Origin of the sequence: Methanobacterium sp. BAmetb5 (assembly GCF_003491305.1) — an archaeon.
Taxonomy (GTDB): Archaea; Methanobacteriota; Methanobacteria; order Methanobacteriales; family Methanobacteriaceae; genus Methanobacterium.
This window is the reverse complement of sequence record NZ_CP022706.1, coordinates 1,140,001-1,158,500: the sequence shown is the minus strand read 5'-3', so window position 1 is coordinate 1,158,500 and position 18,500 is coordinate 1,140,001. Positions and strand designations below refer to the sequence as shown.

Annotated in this window: 14 protein-coding genes (1 of these 14 running past the window's edge); 7 read left to right on the top strand and 7 right to left on the bottom strand. The window is 44.1% G+C overall.

Annotated features, from left to right (window positions below):
• Positions 1 to 3: 3 nt before the first annotated feature.
• The 3 genes from CIT02_RS05585 to CIT02_RS05575 all read right to left on the bottom strand — a co-directional run bounded on the left by CIT02_RS05585 (position 4) and on the right by CIT02_RS05575 (position 5,751).
• A complete protein-coding gene (locus tag CIT02_RS05585) occupies positions 4 to 3,330 on the bottom strand; it encodes a DUF11 domain-containing protein (RefSeq protein ID WP_292614801.1) in 3,327 nt (1,108 codons plus the stop codon).
• 410 nt (positions 3,331 to 3,740) lie between these two features.
• Positions 3,741 to 4,661, bottom strand: coding sequence for a cell wall biosynthesis protein (locus CIT02_RS05580; RefSeq protein ID WP_292614799.1), 921 nt, complete (start codon positions 4,659 to 4,661; stop codon positions 3,741 to 3,743).
• A gap of 28 nt (positions 4,662 to 4,689) precedes the next feature.
• On the bottom strand, positions 4,690 to 5,751 hold the full coding sequence (locus CIT02_RS05575; protein ID WP_292614797.1) for an mRNA surveillance protein pelota: 1,062 nt from the start codon (positions 5,749 to 5,751) through the stop codon (positions 4,690 to 4,692).
• A gap of 211 nt (positions 5,752 to 5,962) precedes the next feature.
• Between CIT02_RS05575 and CIT02_RS05570 the strand changes: the two genes are divergently transcribed.
• The 7 genes from CIT02_RS05570 to CIT02_RS05540 all read left to right on the top strand — a co-directional run bounded on the left by CIT02_RS05570 (position 5,963) and on the right by CIT02_RS05540 (position 14,425).
• Positions 5,963 to 6,283 carry a hypothetical protein gene (locus tag CIT02_RS05570; RefSeq protein ID WP_048085656.1) on the top strand — a complete coding sequence of 107 codons (321 nt, stop codon included), beginning with the start codon at positions 5,963 to 5,965 and terminating at the stop codon, positions 6,281 to 6,283.
• Between the two features lie 82 nt (positions 6,284 to 6,365).
• Positions 6,366 to 7,670, top strand: coding sequence for a prephenate dehydrogenase (locus tag CIT02_RS05565; RefSeq protein ID WP_292614793.1), 1,305 nt, complete (start codon positions 6,366 to 6,368; stop codon positions 7,668 to 7,670).
• A gap of 144 nt (positions 7,671 to 7,814) precedes the next feature.
• Positions 7,815 to 8,918: a hypothetical protein gene (locus CIT02_RS05560; protein WP_292614791.1), complete on the top strand. Its 1,104-nt coding sequence runs from the start codon at positions 7,815 to 7,817 to the stop codon at positions 8,916 to 8,918.
• Between the two features lie 203 nt (positions 8,919 to 9,121).
• Complete coding sequence (locus CIT02_RS05555) at positions 9,122 to 11,317, top strand: CDC48 family AAA ATPase (protein WP_292614915.1); 2,196 nt, start codon at positions 9,122 to 9,124, stop codon at positions 11,315 to 11,317.
• A gap of 311 nt (positions 11,318 to 11,628) precedes the next feature.
• Complete coding sequence (ahcY, locus tag CIT02_RS05550) at positions 11,629 to 12,882, top strand: adenosylhomocysteinase (RefSeq protein ID WP_292614789.1); 1,254 nt, start codon at positions 11,629 to 11,631, stop codon at positions 12,880 to 12,882.
• An 86-nt stretch (positions 12,883 to 12,968) separates the two neighbouring features.
• Positions 12,969 to 13,772: a DUF2119 domain-containing protein gene (locus tag CIT02_RS05545; RefSeq protein ID WP_292614787.1), complete on the top strand. Its 804-nt coding sequence runs from the start codon at positions 12,969 to 12,971 to the stop codon at positions 13,770 to 13,772.
• A 44-nt stretch (positions 13,773 to 13,816) separates the two neighbouring features.
• A complete protein-coding gene (locus tag CIT02_RS05540) occupies positions 13,817 to 14,425 on the top strand; it encodes a DUF2119 domain-containing protein (protein WP_292614785.1) in 609 nt (202 codons plus the stop codon).
• A gap of 132 nt (positions 14,426 to 14,557) precedes the next feature.
• On the opposite strand, the gene fen is transcribed toward CIT02_RS05540, so the two are convergent.
• From fen to CIT02_RS05520, 4 genes are all read right to left on the bottom strand, one after another.
• Positions 14,558 to 15,544 carry a flap endonuclease-1 gene (gene fen / locus CIT02_RS05535; RefSeq protein ID WP_292614783.1) on the bottom strand — a complete coding sequence of 329 codons (987 nt, stop codon included), beginning with the start codon at positions 15,542 to 15,544 and terminating at the stop codon, positions 14,558 to 14,560.
• Positions 15,545 to 15,713: 169 nt separating this feature from the next.
• Positions 15,714 to 16,247 carry a chorismate lyase gene (locus CIT02_RS05530; RefSeq protein WP_292614781.1) on the bottom strand — a complete coding sequence of 178 codons (534 nt, stop codon included), beginning with the start codon at positions 16,245 to 16,247 and terminating at the stop codon, positions 15,714 to 15,716.
• Between the two features lie 2 nt (positions 16,248 to 16,249).
• A complete protein-coding gene (gene hacA / locus CIT02_RS05525) occupies positions 16,250 to 17,494 on the bottom strand; it encodes a homoaconitase large subunit (protein ID WP_292614779.1) in 1,245 nt (414 codons plus the stop codon).
• 77 nt (positions 17,495 to 17,571) lie between these two features.
• A protein-coding gene (locus CIT02_RS05520) for a homocitrate synthase family protein (protein ID WP_292614777.1) crosses the window boundary here: on the bottom strand, positions 17,572 to 18,500 show its 3' portion. Its footprint extends 247 nt past the window's final position; only the last 929 of its 1,176 coding nucleotides appear in the window; its start codon lies beyond the right edge, outside the window; the stop codon is at positions 17,572 to 17,574.

Genomic DNA, 18,500 nt, shown 5'->3' with positions numbered 1-18,500 from the left:
TTTTTATTGGCGTTTTGACACGAACAATCCACCTAAAACCATTAACACGGCTAATATTAACTGTGCTATTGGAGCTCCGGTGTTTTGCATACCAATGGTGTTAGTTGCACCATTTACCACTACTGGGTCTTCCTGGGCATTTACAGTTATGCTCTGGATGTGAGTGTTGAGGTCGTAGGTATCAGTGGTAAGCCTTGGTGTGAAAACAAAGTTTCCTGCACTGAGTACTTTAACCCTAATCTGTAAGGTAGGATCTCCTACCACCACATCTCCCAGTGTCCAGGTTATGGTTCTGCTTACCGGGTCGTAGGTAACTGTTCCCTGGTCCACAAAGAGCACATCCACGTACTCCATTCCTACTGGTATGGGTAAGGTAAATACCACATTCCGGGCAGTGTCTGGTCCATTGTTACCCACCTTGAAGGTGAGGGTTATGTTTTCACCCACAACGGGGTTGTTTTTACTGGCCCAGCTGTTTATGTAAAGACTAGCCAGGGGCACGTGAATAGCGGTGTTGGTACCGTTGGCAGTGGATGGGTATTCGGTGTAAGTTGCGTTGGCAGTGTTAACTATGCCTGCAGGGACACCAGCCATTTCTGCGTTTACTTTAGCCACAAAGGTTCGGATAACATCCGGTGCTCCGTAGTTAAGGTTGAATGCAGCCCAGGTTATGGTCCGGGTCAGTGGGTCGTAGATTCCACCATCGCTGGCTGATACAAAGTCTAGGCCGGCTGGTAACACGCTGGTTAAAACCACGTTGGTGGCGTTATCTGGACCAGCATTGTGTACGGTTATGGTGTAGGTTACATTATCACCCACATCAGCCTGATGGTTCACGGTGTTGTCAGTTATGTCCACAGAGACCAGTGATGCTGGATCCACATTCAGGGTGGCGCTCCGGTTAACCTCATCCTGGGGATAAACTGACTGGGTCAGTGTAGCCGTGTTGTTAAAGAATCCGGTGGCGTTGACCAGGGCTAAGATGTCCAGATAAACTCCACCAGTGGAACTTGATAAACCAGTTATAATCCACAATCCAGTGGTGGGATCATATTCTCCAGCATTGAGTGTGTGGGACTGGTAAACCAGGCCTTCTGGTAAGAGGTCATGGATACTTACATCAGTTACATCCGGGCCACTGTTCTGCACCGTTATTATGAAGTGAATCAGATCGCCGTAGTTCGGAGTGCTGTCAGACACTGATTTGGTGAAATCTAAAACTGCCCGTGGTTCTACATTCTGATTAACGGTTACAGTTTGATCATCCACGGTTACAGTGAATGTAGCCATTCCGGAAGACGTTGGCGAGTAATTCGTTGGTGCTTCACCATTTAGGGTATACTGTGGAGTGTTAACAGTTCCTCTGGTTGCCGTAAAAATAGCTTCAACACCATTAGGGATGTATCCACCCACGGGGTTACCATCACTGTTCTGGGTAAGGTCACCTATGATCTGTACAGGTATACCATTGTAGATGGGGTTAGGTACAATTAGGCGTAGTATTACCCAGGGATTAGCGTCCACTCCAGCGGATACTCTTCCTGCAGCAGATGGACTGCTGTTTTCAAAGTTAGTACCCCACCAGTTGTTTTCAGCGCTTACACTTATTCCATTGTAACTGGCAATATCGGGTAAGGTGTTGTTCAGGATTCGGTTGTAATTTATCTGGGGTGATGCTATGTTGGTTCTCAGGAAAACTGCACCACCGGCACCACTGGACCCAGCATTACCTGGATTTCCATTAGTCCCGCCGGTTCCGGTTCCTTTTAAACCTCCAAATCCTCCGTTACCAGGATTTCCAATGATGTTGTTGGTTAGGTTGTTACTGGTAACGATTAAGTAGGTTCCATTGTGGTAGATTCCAGCTCCAGAGCCAGATACTCCACCGTTTCCGCCGTTTCCACCGTTACCTGAAGGGACGTATACCCAATTCCATATTTGAGTTGAATAATATCTCCACCGGTCACTACCCTGGCCACCGTTTCCACCAGTACCTCCGTTTCCACTTCGGTTGGAAGTTACTGCGGATTCATTGAGGAGTAGATAGTTGGAGTTGAAGACTCCACCACCGTTTCCACCGGCACCGCCCTGGCCACCGTTTCCACCAGTGTATGGATGGAATCCGTTTTCACCGGAATTTCCACCGTTTCCACCTTCTCCACCGTTACCAGCTTCATTGTCGGAGATTTCAGTGCCGTAGATTTCCAGGTGGTTAGAGTTGTAGATTGCTCCACCAGAACCACCCACACCTCCATTGTGTCCGGTGTAACCATTACTTAATAATCCATCACTTCCATCAGCTCCACTCCCACCGTCTCCAGCGGTGTTGGAATTGATTTGAGAGTCGGTTATGGTTGCAGTTCCGGTGTTGTAGATTGCTCCACCGTTTCCACCAGTTCCACCGGTACCTCCAATGATCACTTGGTAACCCCCGGCACCAGCATCACCAGCAAAGTTGTTATGAATTTCACTATCAGTTATGGTCATGGTTGCGGTGTTGTAGATTGCTCCACCGTTACCACCATTACCTCCATCACCTAATATCACACCGTCTCCACCGTTACCGGCACGGTTATTGTACATTTCGCTGTTGAATATGTTGAGGGTTCCGGTACTGTAGATTGCTCCACCGTTACCTCCGTTATATCCATTGGAATGAGTAAGTGCATTTCCATCAGTACCATCTCCGGCCCGGTTATCGTAGATCTCACAGTTGGTTAGGGTTGCACTTCCGGTGTTGTAGATTGCTCCACCGTTTCCACCAATACCTCCGTAATCCCAGGCACCACCATCTCCAGCCTGGTTATTTCTCAGGACACAGTCAGTAAGGTACAGTGTACCTTCATTGTAGATTGCACCACCATTGTATCCGTCAGGATGGAATGTGGTTCCATCAGAAGCATGACCATTTTGGAAAGTGATGTTGTAGAAGTACACGGTGTAACCTGGTGCAATGTAGACCAGTCTATTGTTAGAACCCTGGATAGTTGCGGTTCCACCGTTGGCCACGGTAAATATGAGGTTTTTGGCGATTGTAAAGTCAGTTAGCGTGAATACTCCATTTTCTTCCAGTTCAATGGTATACATCTGTGTACTGGTACCAGTTGCAGCGTTACTGTAGGCTTGTTGGATCGTGGTATAGGAACCTACCAGATTTCCATTTTCATCGTACAATCTGGGATCGGGTAAAGCTGAAGAGTCATTGTTGGAATCATTCAAAGCAGTTGTGAGTGATGATCCATCAGTTGATCCATCTACCGCAGAAACAGTTCCGGCAGCTGCTAGTGAAAATACCACTACTAAAAGAAGTAAACTAATTTTTTTTTCCAATTTTTCACCTCCTTTCTTTTATCACGTTAAACCTAACGCGTAGATTACTTCATTATTCAGACATTGGAGAAGTTTAGTTATTGATTACTATTGCTCTCCAATTGTAATTTTGTTCACATATAATTAAACCTTTCTAAATTGATTTATTGTGACGATTATCACATATTAACCAGAGGATTTTTATAAGACGTATGATTTATTCTGAATATTACCTTTTACAGATAAAGAACATGGGATAAATCATCATAAGATAATTCAACCGGACTTAGGATTCACCTAAATTGGATAAAAATTATTAATGGTTCAAAATATTAAAAAAAAGGGAATTTTATGAACTATTTCTGGATGTACAGAAATTAAATTAAATAAAATAAATAAAGGGGAGATGAATCTAAAAATTTCATTAAGGCTCAAGTGGTGTGGGGATTATAGAAAAACCTTCTTAAACCTAAAATAATTAAAAATTTGTGTTTTATTGTTATCTGCCTTTGTTTAAGTATAATTCCACGCAAAAGATCCCCTAAACCCCCTCCAGTCAGAACATCCATAAGTAAATCCCCGAATCCGGGATTTTGGATTTGGAGATTATTTTCCAGGAAGTTTTTAAGATTTTCACGTCTTAAGAATGCTATAAGGAATGAAGTAACTAATAAGAGAACCAGTACCACTAAAAATACTCCTAAATTTCCCAATCCATAGAAATGGGCTACATTGATTCCCAGTAGGGTGTAAATTATTCCTAAACCCACGGCAAAGGAATGATTACCCACTTCGCCCATCATTATCTTTCCCTGATAATCCAGTGGGGCATATCCCAGAACTACGGCCAGTATAATCAGTGCCAGGGAATAAGGATTTCCAGTGGTAAGGTAGAGGAGAATGGCCATTAGAGTACTCATTACTATCACGGTGGAGGTCGCAGTACCTGGTTGCATGTCGGCAATGTTCAGGGGCTGGACCATCAGGGCAATGAGGATAGAAACCGGGCCAAAGAAGAAATATCCAATTACCATGACCAGGAGCATCCCTATGCCTCTTGAGAGTTGACCCAGCTCGAATGGAAGCCCTTCAATCCTTTTTCTACCAATTATGTCATCTATAAAGGCAAAAAAACCAATCAACCCTATTAAATAGTTCCCTGGGGGTGGGAAAAATAATAAAAGAACTATCAGGGGGGCTATTCCCACAGCACGAGGAGTTCCACCTCGTATAGGTGTGTAAAGGTTGCCACCTATTCCAGTGAACAGCTTCTGGAATAAGGGGGTTAAAATAAGTGAGAGAAAGAAGGCTATTATCAAAAGGGTTAGGCTTGAATTTACTCCAATGTTCATTTAACTACCTTTTTGCTGTTTATTATTTTTATTTCAATGCATACCTTAATAAGGCTGCTAATCCGCCTAAAGCACTTAACTGCTTCCCACCATCATGTTCGCTGCTTAAAACCATGACCTTTCCCCCCAGGTTTTCAGCCAGGTCCATGATCTTCTCCACATCTTCTTCTCGCAGTAATTCATCGATAACCAGCAATTCCTCTATGGCACCAGCTTCGGCAGCGGTTTTAACTTCCTTTTTCCCGTAGGTCACCAGGTGGGAACCTTTCCCAATCTCCTCCAAAACCCGGGCCATCATCCGTATTTCCTGTGCTATACGGCCCTCGGTGGCCATCTCTTCCAGAATACCCTTCTGCAACACTTCATGGATCCCGGACCTTCCCCCAGCCCCAGTGCTTTCCAGCCGGGAAATACAGGCAATATCCGGATATTTCTGGCTTATAAACTGATAAAAATCATTTTTACCGAACCCAGGCCCGGCAATGACCATTCCTTCAATTCCCTCAAACTTCTTAATGGTGCTCACGATTTCCTCGTAAAAATTGTTAATAACCTGTTGCCGGTTTTTCTGCACCATTCTCTTCCCGGAGATCCCTCCAATTATCGGCCCGTAATATTCCACCCCGTACTGGCGGAGGATACCCATATCGGCATTATCATCCTCAATTACCACCACCAGTGCCTTTGGAATTTTAGAGGCTTCTATGGCTTCTTTGATCCTTTTCCGGTGCCATCGTGACCATCTTTCCTTCTGTATCTTCACCGAGTTATTGAGCTTCAAATCCAGGGTGTGATGTGAGCCCAGAGAAACCAGGTCTTCCGGCCCCTTCTCAATAACTCCTTTAGCCCGTAGTTTCCCAGTATACTTGTGGAAGTTAATACTCTCCACCCGTATGCCCATGAAAAATGTTTTTTTAATACCACGGTCACTGCGCAAGCGTTCTCCAGTGGTATCCTGTATACGACGGGTGGTTCGAGATGAAACCATATCTCCTGGTTCTATAATGTGAGAAAGGTGCCAGAGATCATCCAGAGTTTCTGGAAATAGTTCGATAATTCCTCTTTTGGCATCTTGATGAACTATGCGCATTTTTTAATATCCTCTATAACTTCTGGTGATGAATTTCCTAAATTTTTACGTAAAATAATTTTTTATGATGTGGATTACCCTATATTTTCTTATTTTAGGTTTAAATCTTTTCTTTACATCCTCTAATTTTCTGGTACTTAACTCATAAGTTTTTTACCTTTAATCATAACTTATATATAAAAGGTATTACATATTCAGGGGTGGTGATTAAATGGACAACCAGCTAAAAAACAAGATAAAAGAAACCCTGGAAAACGTAAAACCGTGGCAAAGGGTCCCCACGTCCATCGAAGGCGTTTTTCTGATAAAGGCACCCACCAGGGGGGATCAGGAAAGCATAATGGTCGAAATAAACCCATTGGATGAGTTTGGTCGCCCTATAAAACGTAGAGGCATATTCATACAACAAAAAATCCAGTTAGAAAGGTTTTTAGAGGTCATGCAGGAATCCCGGCTCATGGAATTCATGGAGACTTTGGATTCCATGGCGGGAAGTGCAGAAAAGGAGAAGGTTGGAACACTGGAAATATAACATCTCTAAGAGTAGGGGAAGATCCCCTAATTCTTAGGAAATATGAAAAATTTAATATCCATCCTATCTAATAGATAACCCTATGCAAGTAGCGGTTATAGGCGGAACCCGTGGACTGGGAAACTGGATTGCTAACTTTCTTAAAAACAAAGGATGCCAGGTTACCATTACTGGAAGAAACACTCTCCTGGGAGAAGCCATAGCCACTAAAATGGGAGTATACTACACCTCCAGCAATACCCAAGCAGCATCCAGTGCACAAGTGGTGATAGTGGCTGTCCCCATTGAATTCACACCCCAAACCATAAAAGAAGTGGCCCCTCATCTCCAGGAGGGGGCATTGCTGGTGGATGTGACCTCAGTTAAGGAATTACCCGCCCAGATCATGCAGGAAACAGTTCCGGCCGGAGTGGAAGTACTTCCCACCCACCCCATGTTTGGCCCCCGGATAAGGTCACTGGAGGGACAGGTGATAGTTCTCACCCCTCAAACCAGGGGGAACTGGTATCCCCAAGTGGTGGAATTTTTAAGATTAGAACAGGCGCGTATACTGGAAACCACACCTGAATTTCACGACCGGATGATGAGTATTGTACAGGGTTTAACTCATTTTGCTTACATTGCCATAGCCAGCACCATCGAAAAGATGGAAGTGGATATTAAAGAGTCACGTAAGTTCTCCAGCCCAGTTTACAGTCTCATGCTGGATATGATAGCCCGGATCGTGGCTCAAAACCCCTACCTTTACTATTCAATCCAAACTCAGAATCGATACATTCCGGAAGTCCACGAAACCTTCCTGGAAACATTCACTCATCTTAAATCAATGATCGATGAGGAGAATCAGGAGGGTTTTGTAAAAGCAATGAGTTCAGCAGCCAAACATCTGGATGATCTGGAAGCAGCCCTCGGAAGATCTGATAAGGCAATATCAGCCCTCAATGCAGAGGTAACCTACTTAAAAGAATCCATGGGGCAAGAAGTTGGTCTGAGGCATATGTACTCCCAGAAAATACACATTGGAGTCCTGGAAGAATTAAACCCTGATTTTGTAATGTTGAAGGAGAATAATAAAATTACCCGGCTTAAACTTTCTAATGTGGAGGTTTTAAGTGCAGAGGAAATTAGGCAGTGGAAAATAGATAACATTCCTTTAAAAACCTTTGATGTTTCGGTTATATTTCCAGAAAACTCTAAACCGGATTTGATTGCCTGGAATATTGAAAAAATTGAGGGTGTGGTTCAGGCTAAAGTGGTCGATGTTTATCAGGGCCAACAAATACCCGAAGGATGGATAAGCATTACCATCACCTACCAGGTTGTTGATTCTGGACTTAGAACGGAAGTGGAAAGTATATTGACCACATTCGGTGGCAAAATCAGGTAAATTCAGGCAAGGGCTGAATTTTTAAGTTCATAGACTCTTTTTGGAATTCTTTTTGAAATAAATCTTTTTTAAGTTAATAAAATTTGCCGATAAAAAAATATTATAACCTATTAATTCTATACTAGAAGTACCGAGTGTGTGTGGGTGATTACTATTAAGGATAATCGCAAACCTTCTAATCTTAAAGACTCCTTAAATGATATTGGTCTGGTACGTGGATGGGCTATAATACTGATTGTTATCCTGGCTACTGTAGGGGGAGCACTGATCTGGGTTACCTATCAGAACACCGCACAGGACTTTGTGAATATTGGGGAAGCCATCAATCCGGATGTGGTGGAAAGTGGATTAACTCCTGAGGATTATCAGGATCCAGCAGCAGCGGAAAAGGTTACAGTGGGCCTTTATGTGAATAGAATTAAATCCCTTAATATAAAGGACAATCTGTGGACAGTTGATTTTTATATATGGTTTAAATGGAAGGGGGATTTAAATCCGGGTGATAGTTTCCAAGTGATTGACGGGACGGTGTCCGACAAAGATGTCCAACTCATCAAGAATGGAACGGTGGGTGATGAAAATTATGCCTTATACAAGGTTGCCGCTACCATCACCAAAAAATTCGACATGAACCGCTTCCCAGTAGATGATCAGTTTTTAACCATTGTTATCCAGGACACGGCTGATCAAAGGGACAAGTTGATCTTTGTACCTGATAAAGAAGGGTCATCAGTGGGGGATGATGTCAATGTTCCCGGTTACGGGGTTAATTCATTTAACATGACTGAAAAGCCATTCAGTTATAACTCAACCATGGGAGATCCCTCGGTTTCCAGTGGAGTGTTCTCCCAGTTAAGAACTGGTATACTGTTATCCCGGGAAGACAACACAGTCTTATTCGTATCACTCATTGGTATGTTCATCGCTGTATTGGCAGCCTTATCCTCCCTTTTTATCATGTCATTCCAGGGGCGTTTTTCCATGGAGGGAGCTTCCATGTTCGTGCTAATAACCAACATGGTTTTAATTACCAATATGGTCCCCACGGGAGTTATAACCGTGGGACATTACGTGGCTTCTCTGGCCTTTTTCGTAGTGGCCATGTGTTTAGTGGAGTCCGCCATATCCATACACTATCATAACCAGGGAGAAAAAGACCTGGCCCGAAGATTGGACATGGTTACCGTACCTATATTAGCAATAGGCTTTATAGTGATAGTCACCGCCATGATACTGGCAGCATGGTAATGGATATCTGATTTTATAGTGGAATATTTTTTTTCTTCTTTTCCTTCCATTCATAAGTTCGGATCCACCGCAACCTTTATATAGTATAACCTACAATGTTAAAGTAACATAAGTTAACTAAATACAAATAGAATTTATATTGAATTATAAAGATTTTTTTTACTTTCATTATAGATATAAAAGAATTTATAGGGGGATTTATCATTAAAAACGAAGAAATGAAATTAAAAGTAGCAGAAGCCTTTTCACAGGCAGATGTTGGTAGATCAATTGCTCGTATAGACCCGGCATGCATGGGGAAGCTTGATCTTCTCGACGGAGACATGATTGAAATTGAAGGTCGAAAGCTCACGGCCACTACTGTGGCCTCCTCCCAATCTGACATTGGGTTGGGTATCATAAGGATCGATGGGTACATCCGGAAAAATGCCGGAACCTCCCTGGGAGAAGAAGTTACGGTACGAAAGGCCGAAGTTAAAGAAGCACAGAAAGTGGTGCTGGCCCCGGTGGATCAGAAAGTCATGATCCGGGGTGATGTAAGGGGAGCCTTCCGTGGCCGAGTATTATCTAAAGGGGATATCATTGTAACTGGAATCCGACAACAACAGAGTACTATGAGGGGAAGCCTGTTTGACGAGTTCTTCCGCGATGCCATGTCTGATGTCAGCCCCATGGGAGAACTGAAACTGGCAGTAGTGGCCACCAAACCAGCCGGAGCCGTTAAAATCACAGAAATGACTGATGTTGAAGTTCAAACCGAACCAGTGGACGTGTCCAAACTGGAAGGAGTGAAAACCCTGGTAGATGTCACCTATGAAGACATAGGTGGCCTCAAGGAAGAAGTGAAGAAAGTCAGGGAAATGATTGAAATACCCCTGAAACGACCGGAACTCTTCGAAAGACTGGGGATATCACCACCAAAAGGAGTGTTAATGCACGGACCTCCTGGTACTGGTAAAACCTTGCTGGCCAAGGCTGTGGCTAATGAAAGTGATGCCCACTTCATTGCCATACAGGGTCCGGAGATCATGAGCAAATACGTGGGTGGATCCGAAGAAAAACTACGTGAATTCTTCGAAGAAGCAGAAGAAAACGCCCCATCCATTGTATTCATTGATGAAATAGATGCCATAGCTCCCAAAAGGGAAGAAGTCTCCGGAGAAACAGAACGACGCGTGGTTGCCCAGCTACTAACTTTAATGGATGGACTTAAAAGTAGAGGCCAAGTGGTGGTAATAGGTGCCACTAACCGACCGGATGCTCTGGATCCTGCCCTGCGCCGTGGTGGAAGATTTGACCGGGAAATAGAAATAGGAGTGCCAGACAAGGACGGACGCCAGGAAGTCCTCCAGATACACACCAGGGGAATGCCCCTGGATGACAAGGTGGATCTTGATGAAATAGCTGACACCACCCATGGTTTCGTGGGAGCAGACCTGGAAATGCTCTGTAAAGAAGCAGCAATGAGGGTTCTACGTAGAGTACTGCCGGATATCAAAGCCGATGAGGAAATACCCCAAGAAACCCTTAAAAAGATGATCATCAAGAAATCCGACTTCAAAGAAGCTTTGAAAGAAATCCAGCCATCTGCACTCCGCGAAGTCCTGGTACAGGTGCCGGATATTAAATGGGAGGATATTGGTGGCTTGGAAAACGCCAAACAGGAACTAAGAGAAGCCGTGGAATGGCCTTTAAAGTATCCAGAAAGCTTTGACAAATTCGGAGTCACACCACCCAAAGGTGTACTTATATACGGACCTCCGGGTACTGGTAAAACCTTGCTGGCCAAGGCTGTGGCCAACGAAAGTCAGGCCAACTTCATAGCAGTCAAAGGACCAGAATTACTCTCCAAATGGGTGGGAGAATCTGAAAAAGGTGTAAGGGAAGTATTCCGCAAGGCCAGGCAAACTGCACCCACCGTCATATTCTTCGACGAAATAGACAGCATAGCCTCAGCCCGGTCCGGCTCCAGCACTGACAGCGGAGTCACCCAGAGGGTGGTAAACCAGTTACTCACAGAAATTGATGGATTAGAGGAGTTACAGGACGTAGCAGTCATCGCCGCCACCAACCGGGTGGATATCATGGACCCGGCACTTTTGAGACCGGGCAGGTTTGACCGGCACGTAAAGGTAGATGACCCTGATGAAAAGGCCCGACTGGAAATATTCAAAGTACACACCAAGGACATGCCCCTGGCTGATGATGTGGACTTGGAGTACCTGGCTAAAAACACCACAAAATACGTCGGTGCAGATATTGAAGCAGTGTGCCGGGAAGCAGTCATGTTAACCCTCAGGGAAGACCTTAAGGCCGAAGAAGTCAACATGAAATCCTTCAAAAAAGCCATGAAAAAGGTCAAAACCGAGGAAAAAGTGGACATGGTGCAGTACCACTAAGAGATAGCAGAGTCCTAAAAAACCTCTAAAAAGAGAAGATCTTCATCCACCGGATCTTCTCTATTCTTTTTATTTTACCCTGTATTTAACTTAAATATCCTTATTTTCATATCTATTCTTTTTTCAGTCCGGAATTCTTTTAGTTTTAATTAATATCATTATTGGCTTTTTTTAGAATTCTTTTGTTCTTTATTTAGAGATGAAAATTATCATTTAACCGGGAGACTTATTATATAAGAATGGAGAATTAACATCTATAATTGGTAATATATTTTATGAATATTCATTGAATATGATTTAACGGTGATACAATGCCTTATAAAGTAAAAAGTATGGATTTAGCCCCTCAGGGTAAAAAGAAGATTGAATGGGTCCAGAGACACATGCCAGTGTTGGAGACCATTAAAAAACGTTTCGAAGAAGAAAAACCCTTTGAGGGAATCACCATAGGTTCCTGCCTGCACCTGGAACCCAAAACCATCAACCTGGGTTTAACACTTCAAGCCGGAGGTGCAGAAGTGGCCATGACTGGCTGCAACCCACTCTCAACCCAGGATGATGCCACGGCCGCTGGTGCCAGTTTGGGTCTTAACATGTATGGCTGGAGAGAACAGACCAATGAGGAGTACTACCAGACCATCAACATGGTACTGGATCATGAGCCCGACATCATCATCGATGACGGAGCAGACATGATATTCATGATCCACAAAAAAAGAAGGGATGTTCTGGACAAGATCAAGGGAGCCTGTGAGGAAACCACCACTGGAATTCATCGGTTAAAGTCCATGCACGCCGATGGTGCCCTGGAATTCCCGGTGATAGCAGTAAACGATGCCTACACCAAGTACCTCTTTGACAACCGCTACGGGACTGGACAATCAACCTTTGACTCCATAATGGGATCCACCAACATTCTCATAGCTGGAAAAAATGTGGTGGTATGTGGATATGGATGGTGCGGTCGAGGAATAGCCATGCGTGCCCAGGGACTGGGAGCCAATGTAATTGTAACTGAAGTTGACCCTATAAGGGCATTGGAAGCACGAATGGATGGTTACCGGGTCATGACCGTGCATGAAGCAGTTAAACACGCGGACATCTTGGTTACGGCCACAGGAAACGTGGATATAGTCTCTGGTGATGACTTTAAGGTAATGAAGGATGGATGTATAATGGCCAACTCCGGCCACTTCAACGTGGAGATAAACCGGGAAGACCTGGACCAGATGGCAATAGAGCAGAAAAAGATGAAGCCCGACATCGATGAATTTGTAATGGAAGATGGTCGCCGAGTATATCTCCTGGCCGATGGTAGGCTGGTTAACCTGGCTGGTGAAAGAGGACAGGGGCACCCTGCTGAGATCATGGACCTGAGCTTTGCCATGCAGGCCTTATCTGCTGAACAGCTGGTAAACACCCCTATGGAAATTGGAGTTCACAAAACTCCTGATGAAGCAGACATGAGGGTGGCCAGACTTAAATTAAAAGCAATGGGCATCGAAATTGATGATTTAACCGAAAAACAGGTTGAATATCTGGAAGGATGGGAACACGGAACCTAACCGGTTTTCACCTAATATCCTCCTTTTAAATAATGACGGAAATCGAATCAGAAATTAAAAAAGATAAGCAGGGGCAAGGGAACGTAATGGAAACGACCTATTCGTGGGAAAATAGCGTTAAAGGTGGAACTTCCCGCCTGTTAGTGGGTGGAATACACGGCAAAGAGGGTTCGAGTACTATCCAGGTCATTGAGGTTGCTAAAGATATCAATGTCCCGGAAGGACGCTGGGCACTCTACAATTTCCCTCCCAGTCCCTACCTGAGCACCTTGGATCCCCTTTATTATCTTTCTCTTGCAGGTAGCAAACTGGTGAGCATCATTCAGGAGAATAAACCAGAAATATTCCTGGAACTGCACTGTTACCATCAAGATAGTTATTTTAAACTCACCAGAGGAGACAGAAAGGATTTTTTCGGAGTTCCCGGCCTGGTGGAACTTGAAAATGGAGTGTTGATGGGTTCTGTTTCTCCCCTGATTCGTTCAGTATTTTTTGCTCTTAATGATTTCCCTTTTGTCCTTGAAATGCCCTGCAACCCATCTAAAGAAGCATTAAAAAGCTGTCAGAGGATCATGGAGATAATTGCCAGCTCCAGCAACCGCGGAGAGATACTGCAAAAACTGGGCCAAATTTACCCCCGGCAGGTCCAGCAACTGGATGATTATTTTAAAGAATATACTGATAATTTCCATCCTGCTTTCGTGGAAATTAAAAAGAGGGCCATGGAAACTGATTTAAAGAGTTATCAGGACCTGGATAAATTAATAACTGAAATGGTAAAGCAGGAGGGTTATGATTTAAATCCTCGACAGGTAAAACAGTTAGAAGGGGCATTTCTGATTTTTAAGGAATACAACTCATTCCGGTGTGGTAAAACACCTAAAATTTGAACTAATCACAGATATAATGGTTTAACTCAATTAAGTGATGTTAGATGGCATACTTTAAGATCATAGACAAAGGGGAAGGAATCAACCGGCTTTTTATTGGAGGAGTGCACGGTAAGGAAGGTTTAAGCACCATAAATGCCCTTCAAAAGATCCGGGATAAGGATGTGGATGAAGGTAAACTGGTGATCCATAACTGTGATACCAGTCCCTACCGGAGCACCCTCGATCCCCAGTACTATGAATCCAAGGTAGGTAAGGAAGTCCTGTACCTGATTAACCACTACAACCCCCAGATATACGTGGAAGCACATTGTTATAGGAAAGAAAACTACCCTAAACTGACTTCTCCGGAAAGATGGGATGAAAAAGGAGTTCCACCCCTTATAGATCTGGGTGAAGGTGTACTGATAGGTTCGGCCTCTCCCAACATCAGAACTACTCTTTTTACCAGAAACGATGTTTGTATCACCCTGGAAATGCCATGTAATCCATCAAAAGATTCTTTAAATGTTTACACAGATGTTTTAAGGATCATGGCTGGCTCCAGTAGCCGGGATGAGGTGGAAAAAAACATGAGAAAGAATTACCCCACCCAAGTGGAAAGGGCCAGCAGGTATGCTCAGGAGTTTTTCGGGAATTATCCTCCCTTTTAGGGGGACTAATTTCCTGTAATGGATTTAATCTGTCCTTTTTTGTAGGGGATTTGATCATTACCCTTAAAAATAAATAATAATCCTTAACTCTTAAAATAAACAATAATCCTCAACCTTTAAAAATAAAATTTTCTAGAACCACTGTTCCAGGCTGCTTTGGGTGGTTTCCAGTTTTTTCAGTTTGTCCACGGCAGTTAAAACCCGGTCCTCGGAAAAATCATGTTCTCGGCACAAGAAATCCACAATTTCTTCCGGATTGGCCTTCTGCCATTTCAACTGGTAATGGGATTCAACTTCATGTTTGAGGAACATATCCCGCAAAATATCAGGATCAACATCCAGCTCCACATCCAGATGTTCCAGGGCATGGTATATGTCGCCGTGTTTTTTAATGAGTTTCAAACCCTTCTTTGCCCCAATACCCTTGATTCCCTGGTTGAAATCCGTACCCACCATTATGGCCAGATCCACCAGTTGCTGACGGGTTACATCCAGTTTTTTCAGGATATTATCCAGCTGGATGATTTCCGGAGAGGCCTGCCCCCCACTGATGGTCAGGTTCTTAACCATACGGGGAGCTCCGAATAGAATACAATCGTAATCCTGGGAGGCCACACACCAGGCATCACCACGTTCCACCATATAAGAGGCCTGGGCTTCTCCTTCCCCTTTAGCCTGGATATAAGGGATTCCCATGAGTTTAAGAAGTTTTTTGGACCCTTCCACGATTTCGGGAGACATGCGTGAAGATCTCACCGCAAATTTTCGGGCATCATCCAAACGCCCTTCTTCCAGAGCTTCCTTCCATCTGCGTTCTGATTCCTCTTTGATTTCTTTTCTTTTCTGTTGAGTCTCCTTTTTAAGAGCACTGGACTGCCCGTCAAAAACATAAACAGGTTTCATCCCTTTTTCTACCAGGGAAGATGTACGATACAGTATTCCACTAAAATGCGAGGTCACTCTCCCGTTCTGGTCTTTGAGGGGGGTGCCGTCTAGCTGGCGGATACTGGAAAGAAACTGGTAAATAACATTCGCTGCATCCAGAGCCACCACTTTACCATCAAGATCCTCAAACCTGATTTCTTCGGAGGACACAATATCCTTGAATTTCACTCCCATAGTATACGCTCTCCAATAAAGTCTAAAATTCAATTGAGGGGGAAGTAAACAACATTATAATATTTATGTAATTTATTCTTGAATGAAGAATATTTAAATCCACATGGTATTTTAATGGTTGTCCTTGATTATTAGGGGGATGTTTATTTCGGGATTAAAAAAGGGGAATTTAATCTTCAAACAGGGTATGGGGGAAGGTTTCCATTAACCACACCAGTATCTGGTTTTTGTGGATTATGTTGTAGGTCCTCCTTAACATCCGGGTGTTGGTGTGGAAGATATCCACCATTTCTGGCTCTGGTTCTTCCAGTGAAACTGATTTTATCTCCCTACGGGATTCAATGTCGTGTTTACGGAGAATACGGCCAATTGGGATATCCGCCCGGATTAAATCCTCTTTAAAATCATTATCTAATCTTTCCAGGGGTATCATGGAAATGGCATATATCAGGGGTTCCTGGCCCTCAATAACCACCACTCGGTAGTTGATGGTGTCTCCCACCTTAATATTTAGGAGAGAGGCAGCTTCCTCATCTGCTTCCCGGAATTCCTGAACCAGGGTCCTTATACTAACATGTCCCTTGAGCACGTCCAGGATGGTGGTTACCGATCCATCCGTGGCCAGAAGTATCTTCTGTGCACTGGAAAGTTTTCCTAACTCGTCTTCAATCTGTTTTATTCCTTTAAAGATTTTAGGGTCCATTTTTATTCACTAGGGTTTCTTATTTCACCGTGAATAGCAGAGTAAGCCACCACTGCCGGGTTGGCCAGGTACACCTCAGATAGGGGATCTCCCATACGTCCCACGAAGTTACGGTTGGTGGTGGAGATGCACACCTCTCCGGCAGTTAAAACACCCATATGGGCCCCTAAGCAGGGCCCACATCCGGGATTAATGATAATGGCTCCAGCATCCAGGAATGTTTCAATGATCCCTTCAGCTATTGCTGTCTGATAGATTCGGCGAGAAGCCGGTGACACGATGAGTCTAACATCTGGATGAACTTTCTCATTTTCCAGTACCTGGGCAGCCATGCGCAGGTCTTCCAGCCGACCATTGGTACAGGAACCAATGAAGGCCTGGTCAATTGATTCTCCAGAAACATGGGAAACAGGGTGGACATTATCCACATTATGGGGGCAGGCGACCTGGGGTTCCAGGTCATCCACCGAGAAGTGTAGTGTTTTTTCGTAGATAGAATCAGGATCCGAAGTGAATATCTGGAAATTTTCCACATTTCGCTCCTTTAAATATTTTAAAACAGACTGGTTGGGTTCCATTATCCCATTTTTCGCCCCGGATTCCACCGCCATATTACACATGGTCATTCTGCCCGCCACATCCATGTCCTGAACTGTGCTGCCACAGAATTCAAGGGTCTTGTAGGTGGCACCGTAGGAACCTATACTCCCTATTATATGGAGAATCAGGTCTTTGGCAGTAACATGTTCCCTTAAAATTCCATCCACTTCAATCTGGAATGCTCCGGGAACCATAAACCAGGTTTTACCGGTTGCGTAGACCACAGCCACATCAGTGGCACCCATACCTGTGGCAAAGGCTCCAAAGGCTCCGTAAGTACAGGTGTGAGAATCAGCACCCACCACTACCATACCGGGCTTGATGAAACCCTCTTCCGGGAGTACCTGGTGGCATATTCCTTCTCCATGAGTGTAAAGATTTTTAATTCCCTGTGCCCGGGCAAAATCCCTGGTCACTCTCTGGAATTCAGCCGAACCCATGGTATTAGCCGGTAGGTTGTGGTCGTAGACCATGACGATTTTATCTGGATCCCAGACCTGGTCGGCGATCTTGTTGAAGGTGTTTATGGTAGGTGGGGAGGTTCCATCGTGGCTCATGGCCAGATCAACCTCTACTTCAATGATCTCTCCGGGTTGAACTTCTTTTGCTCCAGAAGCTCTGGCAAGTATTTTTTCAGTGATATTCATAACTAAAACACCGTTAATCTGGTAAAAATATTTACTTCATTCCTCTTTAATTTAAGAGTCATCGTAGTTTCCGTGATTTAGAACTCAAATGGCCCTCGGACTGAGCGTACAATTTCATTGAAAACTTTATCATTGATGTATTTCCCTTCTTCCCTTTTTTCCTTTACCTTTCCCACGATCTTGCACAGTTCATCTTTACTAACCGCGATCCCGCATTCATCCAGTTTGGCTTTTACTGCCCGGCATCCGGAATGTTTACCCAGCACGATCTGTCTCTGGTGACCAATGAGTTCGGGTAGGAAAGGTTCATAGGTTAGGGGTTCTTCAATAACTGCGTCTACATGTATGCCTGATTCGTGTCGGAACACATTTTTACCCACAATGGGTTTGTTGTTGGGAACTTTCATGTTGGTTAGTTCTTCCACCATCTGGGATAGCTCGTAGAACACCTCTATGTTGAAATCCAGATCCACTCCGTATATGAGTAAAAGGGTCATTACCATTTCTTCCAGGGATGTATTACCTGCTCTTTCCCCTATTCCGTTAACAGTAGTGGACACTGCACTGGCACCAGCCAGTAAACCTGCAATACTGTTAGTTAAGGCCATTCCAAAATCATTGTGGCAATGTAAAGCTATTTCTATGTTTATATCCTTTTTCAACTCACGAACCAGGTAATCCATACCCTGGGGACTTATGGCCCCTACGGTGTCGGCTATGTGTACACGGTCTGCACCATAATCTTCTGCTCTTTTGTAAACACTCTTCAGGAAGTTCAGATCAGTTCGGGTGGCATCTTCTGCCGAGAAGGCCACAAAGAGTCCGTGGTCTTTGGCATATTCAATGGCATTCATACAGATGTTAAGGGCGTCTTCCTGGTTCACTTTAAGTTTATGCTTAAGGTGGAGGGCGGAAGTGCCGAGGAAGGTGATTATTCCATCTACATTACAGTCCAGTGCCGTGTCGATATCTTCTTTTTTGGTACGGCAGAGGGCCAGTATATTGG